Annotated in this window: 15 protein-coding genes and 1 pseudogene; 7 read left to right on the forward strand and 9 right to left on the reverse strand. The window is 71.9% G+C overall.

The window, feature by feature from the left end:
• Nucleotides 1-35 precede the first annotated feature (35 nt).
• A complete protein-coding gene (locus WMF36_RS36205; RefSeq protein WP_437575377.1) occupies nt 36-692 on the reverse strand; it encodes a hypothetical protein in 657 nt (218 codons plus the stop codon).
• A gap of 317 nt (nt 693-1,009) precedes the next feature.
• Between WMF36_RS36205 and WMF36_RS36210 the strand changes: the two genes are divergently transcribed.
• Together WMF36_RS36210 and WMF36_RS36215 are read left to right on the forward strand one after the other, a co-directional pair.
• On the forward strand, nt 1,010-1,216 hold the full coding sequence (locus tag WMF36_RS36210) for a hypothetical protein (protein ID WP_437575378.1): 207 nt from the start codon (nt 1,010-1,012) through the stop codon (nt 1,214-1,216).
• A 347-nt stretch (nt 1,217-1,563) separates the two neighbouring features.
• Nucleotides 1,564-2,718 carry a hypothetical protein gene (locus WMF36_RS36215; protein ID WP_437575379.1) on the forward strand — a complete coding sequence of 385 codons (1,155 nt, stop codon included), beginning with the start codon at nt 1,564-1,566 and terminating at the stop codon, nt 2,716-2,718.
• 358 nt (nt 2,719-3,076) lie between these two features.
• Here WMF36_RS36215 and WMF36_RS36220 read toward each other — a convergent pair whose 3' ends face one another.
• The 3 genes from WMF36_RS36220 to WMF36_RS36230 all read right to left on the reverse strand — a co-directional run bounded on the left by WMF36_RS36220 (nt 3,077) and on the right by WMF36_RS36230 (nt 6,379).
• Nucleotides 3,077-3,568 (reverse strand): hypothetical protein, encoded by a 492-nt coding sequence (locus tag WMF36_RS36220; protein WP_437575380.1) that lies wholly within the window; start codon nt 3,566-3,568, stop codon nt 3,077-3,079.
• A 436-nt stretch (nt 3,569-4,004) separates the two neighbouring features.
• Nucleotides 4,005-5,429, reverse strand: coding sequence for a protein kinase domain-containing protein (locus WMF36_RS36225; RefSeq protein WP_437575381.1), 1,425 nt, complete (start codon nt 5,427-5,429; stop codon nt 4,005-4,007).
• On the reverse strand, nt 5,423-6,379 hold the full coding sequence (locus tag WMF36_RS36230) for a hypothetical protein (protein ID WP_437575382.1): 957 nt from the start codon (nt 6,377-6,379) through the stop codon (nt 5,423-5,425). The genes WMF36_RS36225 and WMF36_RS36230 overlap by 7 nt, the downstream gene beginning before the upstream one ends.
• Before the next feature lie 475 nt (nt 6,380-6,854).
• Here WMF36_RS36230 and WMF36_RS36235 point away from each other — a divergent pair, with 475 nt between their 5' ends.
• Nucleotides 6,855-7,676, forward strand: coding sequence for a hypothetical protein (locus tag WMF36_RS36235; RefSeq protein WP_437575383.1), 822 nt, complete (start codon nt 6,855-6,857; stop codon nt 7,674-7,676).
• Between the two features lie 662 nt (nt 7,677-8,338).
• Here the strand turns inward: WMF36_RS36235 and WMF36_RS36240 are convergent.
• From WMF36_RS36240 to WMF36_RS36260, 5 genes and pseudogenes are all read right to left on the reverse strand, one after another.
• A complete protein-coding gene (locus WMF36_RS36240; RefSeq protein ID WP_437575384.1) occupies nt 8,339-8,752 on the reverse strand; it encodes an arsenate reductase ArsC in 414 nt (137 codons plus the stop codon).
• Nucleotides 8,749-9,135 (reverse strand): annotated as a pseudogene (locus WMF36_RS36245) (aquaporin); the annotation flags it as partial. The gene WMF36_RS36240 and the pseudogene WMF36_RS36245, both read right to left, overlap by 4 nt.
• Before the next feature lie 57 nt (nt 9,136-9,192).
• Nucleotides 9,193-9,681 carry an ArsI/CadI family heavy metal resistance metalloenzyme gene (locus tag WMF36_RS36250; RefSeq protein ID WP_437575385.1) on the reverse strand — a complete coding sequence of 163 codons (489 nt, stop codon included), beginning with the start codon at nt 9,679-9,681 and terminating at the stop codon, nt 9,193-9,195.
• Between the two features lie 46 nt (nt 9,682-9,727).
• Nucleotides 9,728-10,033 carry an ArsR/SmtB family transcription factor gene (locus WMF36_RS36255; protein WP_437480477.1) on the reverse strand — a complete coding sequence of 102 codons (306 nt, stop codon included), beginning with the start codon at nt 10,031-10,033 and terminating at the stop codon, nt 9,728-9,730.
• A 122-nt stretch (nt 10,034-10,155) separates the two neighbouring features.
• Nucleotides 10,156-10,437: a cupin domain-containing protein gene (locus tag WMF36_RS36260; protein WP_437575386.1), complete on the reverse strand. Its 282-nt coding sequence runs from the start codon at nt 10,435-10,437 to the stop codon at nt 10,156-10,158.
• 147 nt (nt 10,438-10,584) lie between these two features.
• On the opposite strand from WMF36_RS36260, the gene aroA reads away from it, so the two are divergent.
• The 4 genes from aroA to WMF36_RS36280 all read left to right on the forward strand — a co-directional run bounded on the left by aroA (nt 10,585) and on the right by WMF36_RS36280 (nt 15,003).
• The gene (aroA, locus tag WMF36_RS36265) at nt 10,585-11,952 is read left to right on the forward strand and encodes a 3-phosphoshikimate 1-carboxyvinyltransferase (RefSeq protein ID WP_437575387.1); all 1,368 of its coding nucleotides are present in this window, start codon (nt 10,585-10,587) and stop codon (nt 11,950-11,952) included.
• A 32-nt stretch (nt 11,953-11,984) separates the two neighbouring features.
• On the forward strand, nt 11,985-12,854 hold the full coding sequence (cmk, locus tag WMF36_RS36270) for a (d)CMP kinase (RefSeq protein ID WP_437575388.1): 870 nt from the start codon (nt 11,985-11,987) through the stop codon (nt 12,852-12,854).
• Complete coding sequence (locus WMF36_RS36275; protein ID WP_437575389.1) at nt 12,838-13,803, forward strand: hypothetical protein; 966 nt, start codon at nt 12,838-12,840, stop codon at nt 13,801-13,803. Before cmk ends, WMF36_RS36275 begins: the two co-directional genes overlap by 17 nt.
• Nucleotides 13,804-13,872: 69 nt before the next feature.
• Nucleotides 13,873-15,003 carry a hypothetical protein gene (locus WMF36_RS36280; protein WP_437575390.1) on the forward strand — a complete coding sequence of 377 codons (1,131 nt, stop codon included), beginning with the start codon at nt 13,873-13,875 and terminating at the stop codon, nt 15,001-15,003.
• The last annotated feature ends 2 nt before the right edge of the window (nt 15,004-15,005 follow it).

Raw genomic sequence — 15,005 nt, forward strand, 5'->3', positions numbered from 1 at the left:
GACGCGGCGGGAGGGCGCGGCGACGCGGCGGGGGCTCAGGGTCGAGTGAGCGGGGTCACGAGCAGGTTTTTCCGTGCGCCGCTGAGCTCGACCTGCACCTCGATCCCGCGCCGATCGAGCACCGAGAGCGGGCGGATCGGCGTCACCTGGGCGTAGCGGTCGCCTGCGCCGCACCAGGTGCCCTGGAGCGCGGGCGACTCGGCGCCCTCGGGCGTGAAGACGACGGCGCCGGTGCGGCAGCCGCCGTCGACCGTCGCGTAGAGGCCCTCGATCTGGTCGAGCGCCGCGGGGCGCGCATGAAAGGCGAGCTCCGCGCCCTCGGGCGTGCGCAGCCGGCCGGATTCGCCGCCCGGATCGGCGCTCGCCGTCCACCCGTCGCTCGCGAGCGAGAACGCGCCGCTCGCGTCCTCGGGTCCCTCGAACCAGCGGGTCATGGTCGCGTAGCTGCTCGCGCCGCCGCAGACGTAGAGCGTGACCGTGCCCTCGCCGCGCACGAGGGCGAGCACGGCGTCGGTGCCGTCGACCGTGCCGACCGAGGTCTCGGTCGGCGGGGCCTCGGAGTCTGCCGCGCACGCGGCGCAGAGCAAGGCGCCGAGCACCCCTGCGGCGCGCGCGAGCGCGCGGGCGCTCTTCCTGCCGACGATGCCGAGGATGTGGAGATCGAGCCCTCTCGAGTGATGAAACAAGCCCATGGGATCGCATGATAGTCCAGTCGAGCCACGATGGAGGAAGGCGCCGGGGGTCCCCGACGGGCGGAGTCGTGCTCCGCGCCCCCTCCGCCTGGCCCGGCCTCCACCGCTCCTCTGGACCAGGAGAACTGGCTCTCCGGCCGGTTCATGGGCACCGTCGCCGTCCACCTGGTCGCGCGGAGCGCCGGCCAGCTGCGGTGCATGGACGCCGGTCACCGTCCTCCATGTGGCTCTTCGGACATTGACCGGCGCAGGCCGGCGCTGGTAAGTTCGCTCACCGTTTGCGCGTACGTGGTTCCATCGTTCTGGGAGGGAGAGCGATGAAACACCGGCTCGGCGTCCTGCTCGTTCTGTTCACCTGCGGCTGCTCGATCGTGGACCCCGGCGACCGCGACGAGCTGCGAGACCAGATCGCGATGATCTCACTCGAGGAGAGATCAAGGCTCAAGACGTTGGGCATGAACTCTGCGGCGATCGATTGGCTCAAGGGCAGGCCAGAGGCCGGACAGCCGGGAGATCGGCCATGAGGTGGCTGGCGAAGCGCCCCGGAATGATCGAACCGCAGGAGGCAGGCTACGGATACGGCCTGTTCACGACCAAGAGCCCCGGTCTCTGGAAGTGGCACCTCGAGAATCTCGGCCAGCTGTGCGCAAGTGCCGCCGGAGCTGATCGACTCCGACGCGATCTCGGCGGACGACATCATCGACGCCATGATCAGCCTACCCGGACCGCCTCCTGGATGGGCCTTTCCTCGGCTCGTCCCGCTCCTCTGCCCGCTGGGCGCCGGGCCGGGCTGGGGATGCCCTCCCAGACCCACCGACCCCACGGGCGGAGAGCCCACCGACCCCACGGGCGGTCAACCCGGAGATTACTGATGAACCTTTCGATGGGGGAGACGAAGGCCTTCGTACCTCGCGTCGTGCGCGAGGCGGCCATCGGACACGCGCTGTTCTCGACCAGGGATCCCGAGGAATGGAAGTCGAGCTTCGAGGATCTGGGCAAGCTGTGCGCCGAAGTGTGGCATGACGATCTGCCGGAGAGGGACCGCGCGTGGGCAGCGGCGCACCGCGAGAGATTCAGGAAGTGGGTCGACGATCCGGGCCCGAACGGCGCGGACCTGGGGGCCAGCGCAAGCGCTCTCCGGAGCAGCCAGGGCGACATCCCCCGGGGGTTCACCCCGCTGTGGCCGATGCTGCTCGCCGCCGTCGAGAGCGCGTTCATCGCCTTCGTTGACGCGTTCGATGAAGCGCCTGCCGGCGACAGCGAGCGGGCGCCGGCCGAGGCGGCATCGCGCCTCCACCGGACCTACCTCTGGCGGATCCTGTCCTCCGACGACACGGCCGAGCAGCACCGGCCCAGGGCGCTCCGCGCCTTCCAGAGGGGTTTTCAGCTCGAGCGCCGCGGAACCCCGAGATCCATGAGGAGGCCCATCCCTCCGATGCTGGAGCCGCCGTGGTACTGGGGCGCTGGGCTGCCGGAGTACCCCGGACCGAGCGCCGCGCGCGAGCGAGCCCTCCGCGCCGAGCGCGAGCGAGCCCTCCGGGCCCCGCCGGTACCCGACGATCGAGACGAGTGGCTGACACGCCAGCAGGAGCTGCGCGATCTCTATGCGAGCGCATGGCGGGAGGATGTGCCGGAGGAGGACCGCGAATGGGCCCAGGCGTATCGCGATTGCTGCACGGGGCATGTCAATCGCCGCCGGCACGACGCCATCGCTCGGAGCGCCTACGAGAGCTACCTCCAGAGCAGCGGTGGGGTCTTTGACGGGGCGCCCGGCCGACCGTGGGCGAATCTGAGCCGCCACGCCTCGGAACCCTGGCGGGCCTTCGCGGACCGTGTCGAGGACGCGCCCGACGGCGAGAGCGAGATCGAGACGGCCGAGGCGGCAGCGCGCGAATACTGGGACACGCTCTATCGGGAGGCCCCGCCGTGGGACGGCGACCCGGACCAGGCGCACTGGCTCGCGGCGGTCCGCGCCGCTCGAGCCAAGGCGCTGGCCGATTACGTGCTGCCGGCGAGAGGGCGTTAGTCCCCTGAGGACCACCGCCGTCTCGGTCGCCGCGATGGCTCTCGTGTCCGCTGGCGCCCAGGCGGAAGAGTGCGAGGCCGCGGCCTGGCAGTTCGACGTCAAAGCCTCGCATATCACGCAGGGGCTCAATAGCGCACAGACGATGGGCGGCTCATCACCGTGCTCCCCGCTCGGCTGGCACGGATATGATCGAGAGCCGCGTCCTTGAGTTGCAGGAGCTCGTCCGCCGTCACGCCTCGGGGTGGCTGGAATCTGTGGCGGCGCACATGGCCGATGAGACGCGCGGGACAGCACACCGAGCGGTCCTGGCGCGGCGCGGCTCGGACGCAGAACCGCAGCGCCAGGAGAGCTCGCCCGGCTAGTCGGCCCCGCTGCAGTCCGAGACGTGAAAGACCGCCGTCACGAGGCGCGCCTTTCCACCGTCGAAGAGCCGGACGAGGTCGCACGGCCCCGCCGCCACGTCGGCCTCGTACGGGTCGCCTTGCTGCTCCTGGACGATGATCTCGCATGCCCCCTGGTACAGCTCTCCGTCGATCCTCGCGGACGCGTGAGGCGAGTCGGCCTGGTCCATCACGTCGAAGAAGGAAAGCGCCTCGCCATCCTTGGCGACGGCCACGCTGAGCTCACCTTGGTCGCGTACGATGCACCACCCTGAGACGTCGTCGCTTATATCCACGGCCCTCGTACCGTTGCCGCCGGTATCGATCACCAGCTCTTCGCCGTCCCGCGAGACGGTCACCTTCCCCGAGACCTCGGGATCGGCGATACACCCGCTGCTCAAGGCGCCGACAGCACCCCAGAACAGGAGCCGGAGCGCGCGCCCGAGGACACCTGCGACCGTCTCGCTCATGTCGTGCATCCGTCGTGGCTTTGGGGGATCACCGTCGGCGGGTTCCCCCTGGGTGAGCAGCACATCTCGTGCTCTTCTCCATCCTCTTCAACATACGTCGCGCTGTCCTCGTATCCCTTCCAGCAGACATCCTCCGACTGACTGGGGATCACGCAGAGGGTGTACCCCTCCGGAATATCGCCTCGAACAACGCCGGCGCAAGCACGCGCGAACGTCGGCGACTCCGGTGCGGTGGAGGTCCCTTTCCTCCACCCGTCCCAGAGAACATCCGTATCTTCCGCGCAGCCGGGCGCCTCGTCCTGCGTACCCTCCCAGAGCCACACGGCGGGGTTCCCCTCGTGCGGGCCTCGACCGGGGCAATCGAGATCGGCAGCACAGCCTAGCCCAGCGCTCGCGCCGATGAACAGAAGAACGCATCGCATCGACAGAAGCCCTCCTAGTACAGCGCAGGACCACAGCTGAAATCGCCGGCCTCGCAGTACGGCCGGCGCGGCACGGCCTTCGCCGTCACGCCCGTTCGCTGCGAGCGCGCAGCACGCGGGCGGCTGTCCGCTTCCTTCGAGGCGGTCCTCGCCGACCCCACCGGCGACGGCAAACGCTGCGGCTCGCGCAGCGGCGACCCCAGCTCCACCAGCACCGTCCCAAGCTTCTCCGCGCGGGGCGCGATCGCGGTCGGGCGGGTGAGGCAGAGAGCGCCGGCGCACAGCGCGGCCGTTGCGACGAGCGAAACGGCGACGCGGCTCGCGCGCTTCCGGGGCGGCGTGCCGGAAGGGTTGCTCCGGGCCATCATGGGCTCCCGCCCAGGTTCTCGGACGACGGAGGGCGGCGGTGGCAAGACCGGCTCCTTCGGCGTGGGAGCAGTCCGCAATGGCACGTCAAGAGAGGGGATCTGCGGCAGCGGAGGCTCATCCTCGCTCGACGGCACAGCCACTGGCGCGACATCGGACGACCGGATGTCCGGATCTTCCGTCGCCGGCGCTGGCGAACGCGGACTCTCCAGGTGGGAGCTGCGCAGGGTCGACGGCACCGCACCAGCTACCGAGGCCTGCTCCTCGCCGCTGCTCGGTGCCCGGTCCAGCGTGGGCCATGCGTCCACGAGGCCCTCGAGCACCGTGATGAAGTGGCCCACGTTCCTGTACCTGCGGCGCGGATCCTCTTCCAAGGCCATCTCGATGGCGGCTGCCACGGCGGGCGGTGTGTCGGCGGAGATCGCGGGCCTATCCCGCTGCGCACCCAACGTACCTGGCTGGCCGGCGTCGAGCGAGCGCCGGCAGACGAGCTCGTATAGCAGCGTCCCGAGGCCATAGACGTCGGCCCGCGGCCCCACCCGGTCGCCGCTCAGCAGCTCAGGAGGCGCCACCAGCGGCTCCCGCGCGGCTTCGTGCGGCTCGATCCGGAACAGCCGGACCAGGCCGAACTGGCTGATGCTGTAATCCCGCTTCGACGTGATGAACACGCGGTCCGGCCCGAGCGCTCCATGGCACCAGCCCAGCGCGTGGCACCGCTGAATCACGCGGGCGACCTCGATCACCATGTGCAGCGCGGTGACCCCGAGATCGGCACCGCGCGTCGCGTCCTTGATGCTGATCCCGTGGCTTCGCCGGCACGCGACCCAGGCAGACAGGCCGCCCGCGTCTCCGTAGAGCACGGGCTCCACCTGCGGGACCGCTCGCGCGAGGTCCTGCAAGCGCTGGAGCTCGGACGCGAAGGCCGTCCGGTCCATCGGCTGGCCCTCGCGCAGGTGCAGCCAGACGATCGCGTCCTCATTGCCGACCTGTTGGGCGAGGAACGTGCGGACCATGCCGTCGTGAACCTCACTGAGGATCCGGTGACCTTCCCAGACGGTACCAGGCTCTACCACGTGAACCGCACCTCCGCGCCGCCCGCGATTGCGCGGACCTGGGGGCCGCTCGGCAGCACCGCAACCACCAGCGTCGCGGCTCCCAGCGAGCTACCGGCGACGAGGGCTGCCGTGCTGATGTGCTGCTTTGCGTCGATAGCATGCATCGCGCTTCGCGTCTCTCCGTTCTCCTCCCATTCGGGCTTGCACATCTCGGCCCGGAGAGCGCTGTCCTCGAGCGACGCCACGATGTGCAGCACGATCCCCGATACCAGGAACGCGCCCGATGCCGCTGAGCCCGTGTAAAGAAGCCACGGCGCCGGGAGGCCTGCCGGCCGTGCCGGCGTGCCCGCTGGTGTCGCCTGCGGCGGAGCGACCGAGCGCACGCTCGCCGGCTCGGGGCTCAGGAGGACGGCCAGCGATTCTCCCGCGGTGACATGCACGGTGGAGCGCGCCGTCCGGCCGCCCGGCAACCTCGCCGTGACCTCGTGCTGCCCGGGCGCGACGTAGATCTGACCGCTCTCGTCCACGAGACGCCCATCGACGAGCACGGGCGCCGCCCCGGCGGGCGCGAACACGCGGAGCTGCGCGACCTCGAGCCGCACCGCGGCCAGGTCCGCGTGCCGCGTCTCGTAGAGCTTCTGCTCCTCGGGCGTGGCCGGCGGGCGCATCTCCTGCACGCAGCGCGTGAGCTCCACGACGGCGTCCACCCAGCGCCCGAGCCGGCGGTCGAGCTGCCCGAGCTGGCAGATCCCCACCGTGGATCTCTCGATGTCGTAGATCTGCGCCCACAGGTCGCGAGCGCGCGCGATGTCGAGCCGCTCCAGGGCGGCCTCCGCCTCCCTGATCAAGGCGACCACGCGCGGCGACCGTGGCGGCGGCGGCGCGGCGAACGCCGGCGTGAGCGCGAGGAGGAACATCGCGGCGGCCGCTGCGTGCGACCAACAGACGACCAGCGCAGAACGCAGCAAAGCTCACCTCGGCCCAACGAAGGGGACCGGATGCCGCGCTGGCCCAATCCGGCGCGGCACCGTCTTTTCAGCTCAACCGCGGCGTGAGCCGCGTCCATCCCTCACGCAGACGTCAACTACCATGGGTCTCCCTGCGCTTTGAATCCCCGATAGGCCGAATTTTCGCCCGCGGACGCATTGCGAATCGCTGGCAAAAATTCTCATCGATTCGCTCTTCTGGCGGCGGAGGTGCGCCGGCGCGGAGCGCGCCTCTGGAAGAAGGAAGGAAGACTGCCGCGACGAGAAGACAGCCGCGACGAGGAGATGAGGACATGGGCTGGTTGCCCGTCCCGGCGCCGCGACGCGGGCCGAGCGCGACCGGCCATCCTCCGGCCACGGAGCAAGATCGCGACGCCAGTCCGGGCGCCCAGCAGCTTGCACCCAGCCAACCCAGGATCGAGACTCGGGGTGCCCCTGACCACAAGGAGGGTATCTCATGGGTTATCGCAATCTCAGTCCCCAGGCGATGGTCAACATCTCCGCGCCATGGCTCGATCCGGCGCAGGATCGGAAGGTCTTCACGTCGCTGCCGCTGCTCGCGCCGCTCCTGCCGGCGGTCGAGGAGGCGCACGGCCGGATCCTGACCACGCAGCGGCTCGGCTCCAGTCTGCAGCAGCAGGCGAAGGCGCTCATGGAGAGGGCGCTCGCGCTCGACGCGACGCACGACCGCAAGCTCCGCGGGGCGTACAACTACCTCGGTGCGCTCGCCGAGATGACCGATGAGCCCGCGTTCGTGGCGGCGCTCCTCGACCTGCGGGATCGGCTCGCGCCGGCGGGGCTCAAGGCGATCTCGCGGAGCTACGGCGACCAGGCGGGCGACGCCAAGCTGCTCCGGTCACGGCTCGACGAGGCCTCGGAGAAGCTGCTCAAGAAGCTGAAGACGCCCGAGGGGCCGCTCGCGCAGGTGGTGGACGCCTGGGTCGCGGCCGCGCTCGAGATCGAGAAGGTGGAGGCGCAACGCGAGCTGCTCGCGCTGAGCGCCCCGTCGAACACGGACGGCGCGACACCGCGCGAGGTGCTGAGCGCCCGCAACGGCTGGATCCGCGTGGCCCGCGCGGTCGAGACGAACCTCGCCCTCGAGAAGGCGGTGACTGGCGAGATCGCTGACCGCCTCCTCGGCCGGCTCCGCCGCGAGTCCGCCCGGGCCGACCGGCGCGGGCGCAAGGGCGGCGCCGAGGGCGAGGCCGAGCCCGCGCCGGCCGACGACGCCGCGCCGCCCGCTGCCGGCGACGACGACGATTCCTTCGACGGCGCCTGATCCTGGCGCTCCTGGCCTCCGCGCCACGATCGAGCCCTCGCGCGGGGCGCGCGAGGGAAGACGCGTTGCTCGATCTGCCTCCCTCCACCCCACGAAAGTAAGCCATCTTCCTTTTTTTGCCGCCTGCCGCCGGTGCGCGGCTGTCCACTTGCGCGGAACGGGTGGCGGGCAGCGATTTACGTGAAATACATTACGCCAAACTGCCACCGGGCGGCGATCCTGAGTAAGACATCTTACGTCGAAGTGCCGCCGAGCGGCGATCTTGAGTAAGACATCTTACGTCGAAGTGCCGCCGAGCGGCGATCGCCGACAGTTGACTTGCGCCGAGCGCCGCCGGGCGGCGATTCGGCGTAAGACCTCTTACTTTCATGCGCCGCCCGCCGGCGATCGCCGGCAGTCCGCCTGCGCCGAAGCGCCGCTTGCGGGCGATCGCCGGCAGTCCGCCTGCGCCGAAGCGCCGCTTGCCGGCTATCGCCGGCAGTCCGCCTGCGCCGAAGCGCCTCTAGCTAGAGCGACAAGCGGGTTGAAACCCCGGAAAAAATTTCACAGGGAGGCGAGGAGGCGGGGAGTGAGAGACGGCGAGAGAGAGAGATTCTTTTTTCTTCCTCCCCGCCTCCTCGCCTCCCTGTGAAAATTCTCCGGGTTTCAACATGACTGGTGTTCTAGTCCGTACCGGCAGCAGCCCACCCCTCGCGAGCGACGAGCTCGGCCACGCGCGCGCGGACCTCGTCGCGGATCTCTCGCACGCGCTCCACCGGCTTGCCCTTCGGATCTTCGAGGGGCCAGTCGTCACGGCGAAGCCCTGGAACCACGGGGCATGCCTCCCCGCATCCCATCGTGACGAGCAGCGCCGCCTGGCTCGCCAGCTCCTCGGTGAGCCGCTGAGGCTCCACGGCCGAGAGGTCGATCCCCTCCTCCGCCATCGCCGCGAGCACCTCGGGATGGACGCGCGGGCCAGGCTCGGTACCGGCCGAGACGGCGCGCGCCCGGGCTGGATCGGCCATGGCATTGAACCACGCCGCGGCCATCTGGGAACGACCCGCGTTGTGAACGCAGGCAAAGAGCACGGTCTTCATGGAGCATCCTCCGGAAACGCGCGATCGACGACGCGATCGGCGACCTGGGGCAGGGCAGGGAGGAGCCAGCGAAACACAAGCGTCGCTGCCGCCGCCCCCGCGAGCTGTGCGACGATGAACCCCGGCGCGTCGGCCGGACGGATGCCGGCGAACGTGTCGCTCGCCGCCCTGGCGAGCGTCACGGCCGGGTTGGCGAACGAGGTGGACGAGGTGAACCAGTAAGCGGCCGCGATGTACGCGCCGACCGCGAAAGGAACCGAGTCGGCCCGCCTCCGGACGCCGCCCCAGATGACGGCGAGCAGCCCGAACGTCGCGACGAACTCGCTCGCCATCTGGGCAAGCCCCGAGCGCTCGTGCTGCGACGCCGAGAAGAGGGCCCGACCACGGTCGCGAGCAGCAGGGCCGTCCCGAGCGCCTCGGCGACGGCCCTGCGGGCGAGATCAGCGCGCGGCGGCATCGTCGAGCTTGGACGGCGCGCAGCACGCCGGCGCGCAGCACGCGGCATCGCTCTTCGCGGCATCGCTCTTCGAGGGCACCGCGGGCTGACTCCCCATCACGGCCGCCTCGCCCTTCACCACGAACACCTCCCACGAATTGCCGTCGGGGTCCTCGATCCAGACCTTGTCCTGCACCGCGTAGCAACAGGCCGTGTCCTCCTCGGTGAAGGTCCTGAGCTCCGCGGCCTCGAAGCGGCTCTTGGCCTCGAGCACGTCCTCCGTGCTCGCCACCTGGACGCCGAAGTGGCTCGCGTTGACGCCCGTACGCGGCGCCTCCTGCATCGTGAGGTTCAACGAAGGCGACGCGAGGTCGAACTTCGCATAGCCGGGACGACGCTTTGTGGCGCTCACGCCAAAGGCCTTCTCGTAAAACGCGACCGAGGCGTCGATGTTGGAGACGTTGAGCGAAACATGGGGCTTGAGAACATTCATCGCGCACCTTCCTTCCAAAAAATTCGAAATAGAGGGCAAAAAAAAATCAGCAGCACGCCTTGCCGCGCTTGCAACAGTCCTCCCACAGGTACGCGGTCAGGGCACGGAGCGCCTCGTAGTCGGCGCTGTAGTAATGAAACGTCCCTTCCCCGCGTGTCCTCAGGATGCCCGCATCGACGAACCGCTTCAGGTGATGGCTCAGCGTCGAGGCGGCCAGTCCGACGTGCGCCTGGATGTCGCCGGCGGAGGCGCCCTCCGCGCCGGCCTGCACCACGAAGCGCAGGACAGCCAGCCGCACGGGGTGACCCAGCACGGCGAGCTGCTCGGCGTGACGATCGAGCTTCGACGACACGCCCTATTTCTACAATTGTCGAAGCATCGACGCAAGCCCTTCTTCGAAGAAATACGAACTGGTGCCGCGTCCCCCCGGGCTCCTCGGCGCCTGGGTCCCCCCCCGCCTTGGTCCCCCCCCGGTCAGCCGAAGCGGTAGTGCTTGCGCACCGGGGAGCGGACCTCCCACGTACAGCTCAGGCCGGCGGGGAACGTCACAAGATCTCCCGCCTGGATCCGCACCGGCGCGCCTCCGCCCTGCGCTGGCGTCACGATCACGTCGCCCTCGAGCAGGTAGCAGGTCTCCGGCTCGTCGTAGTGCCACGAGAACCTCGACGCCTCCTTCGTCCAGATGGGCCAGCTGCGCGCCCCGAGCTTCGCCAGCTGCTCCTCCGACGGACCGTGCTCCAGCTTGATCGACTCCATGGCTCCCCCTCCTCGCTCGATGTGTCGCTGTCCCCGGGCCCGCCAGAGCGGCGCCCCCGGGGACCATGACGCCGATGCTAGCAGCTCGGCTCGTCCCGCCGCCCCGCCCGCTGTGCCTGCGCCCGCCGTTCTGCTAAACGGCAACGCGTGCCCGACCTGATCGTCCACCCGGCAGAGCGACCGCTGCTCGGGAGCGTGCCGGTTCCCGCGGACAAGAGCATCGCCCACCGGGCGCTCCTCCTGGCTGGGCTCGCCATCGGGCAGAGCCGCATCCGGGGCGGAACGCTCGGCGGCGACATCCTCGCGACCGTGAACGCGCTGCGCGCCCTGGGCGTCCGCGTCGAGGAGCCGGCGCCGGGCGACCTCGTCGTCGACGGCGCCGGGCTCTCCGGCCTCCGCGCCCCGGCTGGGCCCATCGACTGCGGCAACTCCGGGACCACGATGCGGCTCCTCTCGGGCATCCTCGTCGCCCAGCGCTTCGCCGCGCGGCTCGTCGGCGACGCGTCGCTCTCGCGCCGCCCCATGGAGCGCGTCGCGAAGCCGCTCCGCCTCCGCGGCGGCCACATCGAGGGGCAGCTCGACCCGCGCAAGATCGGCGAGATCACGGCGCCGCTCGACGTCGGGCCGCTCCCCGTGCCGCACGTGCTCTCGTCCATCGAGTACGACCTCCCCGTCCCGTGCGACCAGGTGAAGAGCGCCCTCCTCTTCTCCGGCCTCTTCGCCGACGGGCCCACGTTCGTGCGCGAGCCGATCGTCTCGCGCGATCACACCGAGCGCATGCTCACCGCGCTCGGCGTCCCGGTCGACTCGGTCGGGGCGATGGTCTGCCTCGACGCGGCCCGCTTCTCCGGCGCGCTGCCGGCGTTCGAGGTCGACGTGCCCGGCGACCTCTCCGCCGCCGCGTTCCTCATCGCCGCCGCGCAGATCGTGCCGGGCAGCCGCGTGACCGCGCGGCGCGTGGGGCTCAACCCGACGCGCACCGGCCTGCTCGAGGTGCTGCGCGACATGGACAGCAGCGTCGCCGTCGAGATCAAGGGGGAGGCCCTCGGCGAGCCCACCGGCGATCTCCACATCACCTCCGGCGACGGCCTGCGCGGCGGGCGCGCGGGCGGCGAGCTCGCGTCGCGCGCCCTCGACGAGCTGCCCATCCTGCTCGGCCTCGCGGCGCGGGCGCGCGGCCTCACCGAGGTGTTCGACGCGCGGGAGCTGCGCGTGCAGGAGACCGACCGGATCGCGGCGATGGCGTCGGTGCTCGGCGCCTTCGGCGTGCGCTGCGAGGAGCGCACCGACGGGCTCCTCGTCGAGGGCAGGCCCGACCGGCCGCTCGACGCGGCGGACATCGACAGCCGCGGCGATCACCGCATCGCGATGACGGCCGCCGTGCTCGGGCTCGTCGCGAGCGGGCCCACGCGCGTGCGCGACGCGGGCTGCATCGCGACGAGCTTTCCCCTCTTCGTTGGGACGCTCCGCGCCCTGGGCGCGCGCATCGAGGTCGAGGGCGCCCGCGCAGCATGAGCGGGCGAGCGGGTGAGCGAGGAGGAGCGCAGGTGACGGAACGGCAGAGACAGGACGACGCACGCCACCTCCCGGGCCAGGGCGAGCTCCGGCGGCTGCGCGTCGCCATCGACGGACCGGCCGGCGCCGGCAAGGGCACGGTCGCGCGGGGGCTCGCCGAGCGGCTCGGCTACCTCCTCGTCGACACCGGCGCGCTCTACCGCGCCGTCGCGCTCGCGGTCCACCGCGTGGGCCTCGCGTGGGACGACAGCAGCGCGATCGGCACCCTCGCCGAAAATCTCGCGAGCGGCGGCCGCATCGCCCTGGAGCGCGGCGGGCCCGGCGCGCCGCCCGACTCCACGGACGCCCGCGCGGCGCACACCACGTCGAGCGCCGGCGCAGCGAACGCCGGCGCAGCGGACGCCGCCTCGGCCGACGGCCCGGCCCACTCGAGCGTGGGGGGCAGCGGCATGCGGGTGCTGCTCGACGGCGAGGACATCTCCAGCGCGATCCGCGCGCCCGAGATCAGCCTCGGCGCGAGCCGGGTCTCGGCCATCCCCGCGGTGCGCAACGCGCTGCTCGCGATGCAGCGGCAGGCCGGCGCGGGCGGCGGGGTCGTGCTCGAGGGGCGCGACATCGGCACCGTGGTGTTCCCCGACGCCGAGGTGAAGTTCTTTCTCACCGCGCCGGCCGAGATCCGCGCGAAGCGGCGGTACGACGAGCTCGTCGCGCGCGGCATCACCGTCAGCTTCGAGGCGACGCTCTCCGACGTGCTCCGCCGCGACAAGGCCGACAGCGAGCGCGCCGTCGCGCCGCTCCGCAAGGCCGACGACGCCATCCTCGTCGACTCCGGGCACCGGAGCCCGCAGGAGATCATCGACGAGATGGCGACCCTCGTGGAGATCCGTGCGCGCGGCGCGTGACGTCCGCGCCGTCGCCGCCGTCGCCGTCGTCACCGTGATTGCGCTCGCGCTCCCCGCCTGCGGGGGCGCGGCGCCGCGACCCGACGCGCAGGGCGTGCGGAGCCCAGCCGGCCCGCGGATCATCCGGCGCATCGAGCCGGCCGATCTCCTCCCGGCCGATCTCGATCTCGTGGTGCGCGTCGACGTCGCCCGCATGCGCGGCGACCTGGGCCAGGCGGCCGCGGACGAGCTCGCGCGGCGCGCGCTCGACGAGGTGCCCGACGAGGCGCTCGAGAGCGCCCTCCACCGCGCGGACGTCGTCTGGCTCGGCCTGCGGCTCGCCGATCTCGAGGAGGGCGACCGCGTGGTCGTCCTGGAGGGCCGGATGGCCGGGCTCACGCCCGATCCCGACCGCTGGGAGGCAGCGCCGGTAGCGAAGGGCGTGCAGGGCGGCGTCGCCGTCTTCGACCGCCGCGACGGCGCCGCCGGCGCGCGCGCCGACACGGCGCGGATCGTCGCGCTCGGCGATCGCGCCGTCGCGCTCGTGTCGGCGGTCGAGGTGAGCAGCGTCGCGCGCGTCCTCCGCGACGGCCCCGACGAGCGCCGCGGCGATCCGGCCGCCGAGGGGCTCGTGAGCCTCGACCTGCGCGCGCGCCGGCTCCCTCCGTCGCTCACGCGGCGCTTCCCGTCGATCGGCGCGGTCGTCGCCGGCGTCGAGCGCGTCCGCGCCGTGGCGTCCCTCACCGACGAAGGGGTGCGCCTCGATGTAGAGATCGTCGGCGTCGACCCGGCCGGCGCCGCGCGCGCCCGCCGGCTCCTCGAGGTGCTCCGCGACAACGTCGAGGATGCACGTTACGTGGATCTCATGAAGGCGCTCTCGATCGAGCAGGTGGAGCGCACCGTGCGGCTCCGCTGGCTCTTCCCTGCGCCCCTCGTGCTCGCCCTGCTGTCCCGGAGCCCTCCCGGCTGAACCGATCCCCGACGCGCGTCGGTTTCGTTTACGTTCTCTGGCTGTCCCGGCGCTCCCCCGGCTGAACCGATGTCCGACACCCTGATCGAAGAACCGATCCGACCGACCGTGATCGACGACACCGCGGCGCCCGCGCCTGCGCCCGTGGCCGACCCCGCCGAGGCGCAGCCCGCGAAGCCCGGCGACGGCGGCGCCCCGCCGCGCCCTGCGCGGCCGCGGGGGGCCGCGTGCCTCCTCGCCGCGCTCGCGCTCGTCGCGCTGCTCGCCGGCGCCGCGCTCGGCGTCTACTTCCTCTTCTGGCGCTACGAGCCGACGGCCCGGCGCCACATCCCGGGCGACGCGAACATCGTGCTCCGCCTCGAGACCGCCGATCTCGCGCTCTTCGGCCCCGTGCGCCGGCACTTCCTCCCGCTGCTCGACGAGGCGCCCTCGGGCACGTCGCAGCGGGCGCGCATCGAGGCGGCCACCGGCCTCGACGTCCTCTCGGATCTGCGCGAGATCGTGATCGCCTCGACCGACGCCGCGAGCTGGGTCGCGCTCGTGGGCGGGCGCATCCCGAAGGACCGGTTCGTCGCCGGCATGGAGAAGGTCGCCCGCGACGAGGGCTGGGCCGGCCTCCGCCGCGAGGGCGATCTCCTCCTCCTCGGGCCGCGGGCCGTGATCGGTCAGGCCGACGACGGCACGCTCGTCCTCGGCACGGACGTCGAGATCGTGAAGGCCGCGCTGCCCGCGTCGGACGAGTGGCAGCGCCTCGATCTGCCCGAGCAGGGCCCCGTCACCTTCGCGCTCACCAGCGCCGCGTGGTCGGGCGCCGCCGGCGCGGTCTCCGCCGTGCTTCCGCGCGCCGGAGCGCTGTTCCGCCGCATCGATCACGCCTCGGGCACGTTCACCCTCGGCGCGGAGCCCGCGCTCGCGATGCGCCTCGCGCCCGTCTCGGGCGACGCGGCCGCGGCGCTCGCCGCGGACACGCAGGCGTTCCTCGGCAGCCTCAAGCTCGCCCTCGCGCTGCTCCCCGACGTCGCCGGCGCCGGGACCGCGATCGAGGGCGCCCAGGCCGTAGCGCAGGGCGATCGCGTCGAGCTCCGGGCGAAATGGCCCCACGAGGGCCTCGATCGCGCATGCGCGGAGCTCGCACAGCGGGCCCGCGGCGCGCGAGACGCCGCGCGCGACGCCGGCGGCGCTCCGCGCGCCGCGCCCTGAGG

The sequence above is a fragment of the Sorangium sp. So ce887 genome, from assembly GCF_051521455.1.
Taxonomy (GTDB): domain Bacteria; phylum Myxococcota_A; class Polyangia; order Polyangiales; family Polyangiaceae; genus Sorangium.

Bases quoted from the DNA above. Each gene is read 5' to 3' on its own strand.
- WMF36_RS36235 (WP_437575383.1), top strand. From the start codon at position 6,855: ATGGGTTATCGCAATCTCAGTCCCCAGGCGATGGTCAACATCTCCGCG.
- WMF36_RS36210 (WP_437575378.1), top strand. From the start codon at position 1,010: ATGAAACACCGGCTCGGCGTCCTGCTCGTTCTGTTCACCTGCGGCTGC.
- WMF36_RS36215 (WP_437575379.1), top strand. From the start codon at position 1,564: ATGAACCTTTCGATGGGGGAGACGAAGGCCTTCGTACCTCGCGTCGTG.
- WMF36_RS36205 (WP_437575377.1), bottom strand. From the start codon at position 692: ATGGGCTTGTTTCATCACTCGAGAGGGCTCGATCTCCACATCCTCGGC.
- WMF36_RS36240 (WP_437575384.1), bottom strand. From the start codon at position 8,752: ATGAAGACCGTGCTCTTTGCCTGCGTTCACAACGCGGGTCGTTCCCAG.
- WMF36_RS36250 (WP_437575385.1), bottom strand. From the start codon at position 9,681: ATGAATGTTCTCAAGCCCCATGTTTCGCTCAACGTCTCCAACATCGAC.
- WMF36_RS36220 (WP_437575380.1), bottom strand. From the start codon at position 3,568: ATGAGCGAGACGGTCGCAGGTGTCCTCGGGCGCGCGCTCCGGCTCCTG.
- WMF36_RS36280 (WP_437575390.1), top strand. From the start codon at position 13,873: ATGTCCGACACCCTGATCGAAGAACCGATCCGACCGACCGTGATCGAC.
- WMF36_RS36260 (WP_437575386.1), bottom strand. From the start codon at position 10,437: ATGGAGTCGATCAAGCTGGAGCACGGTCCGTCGGAGGAGCAGCTGGCG.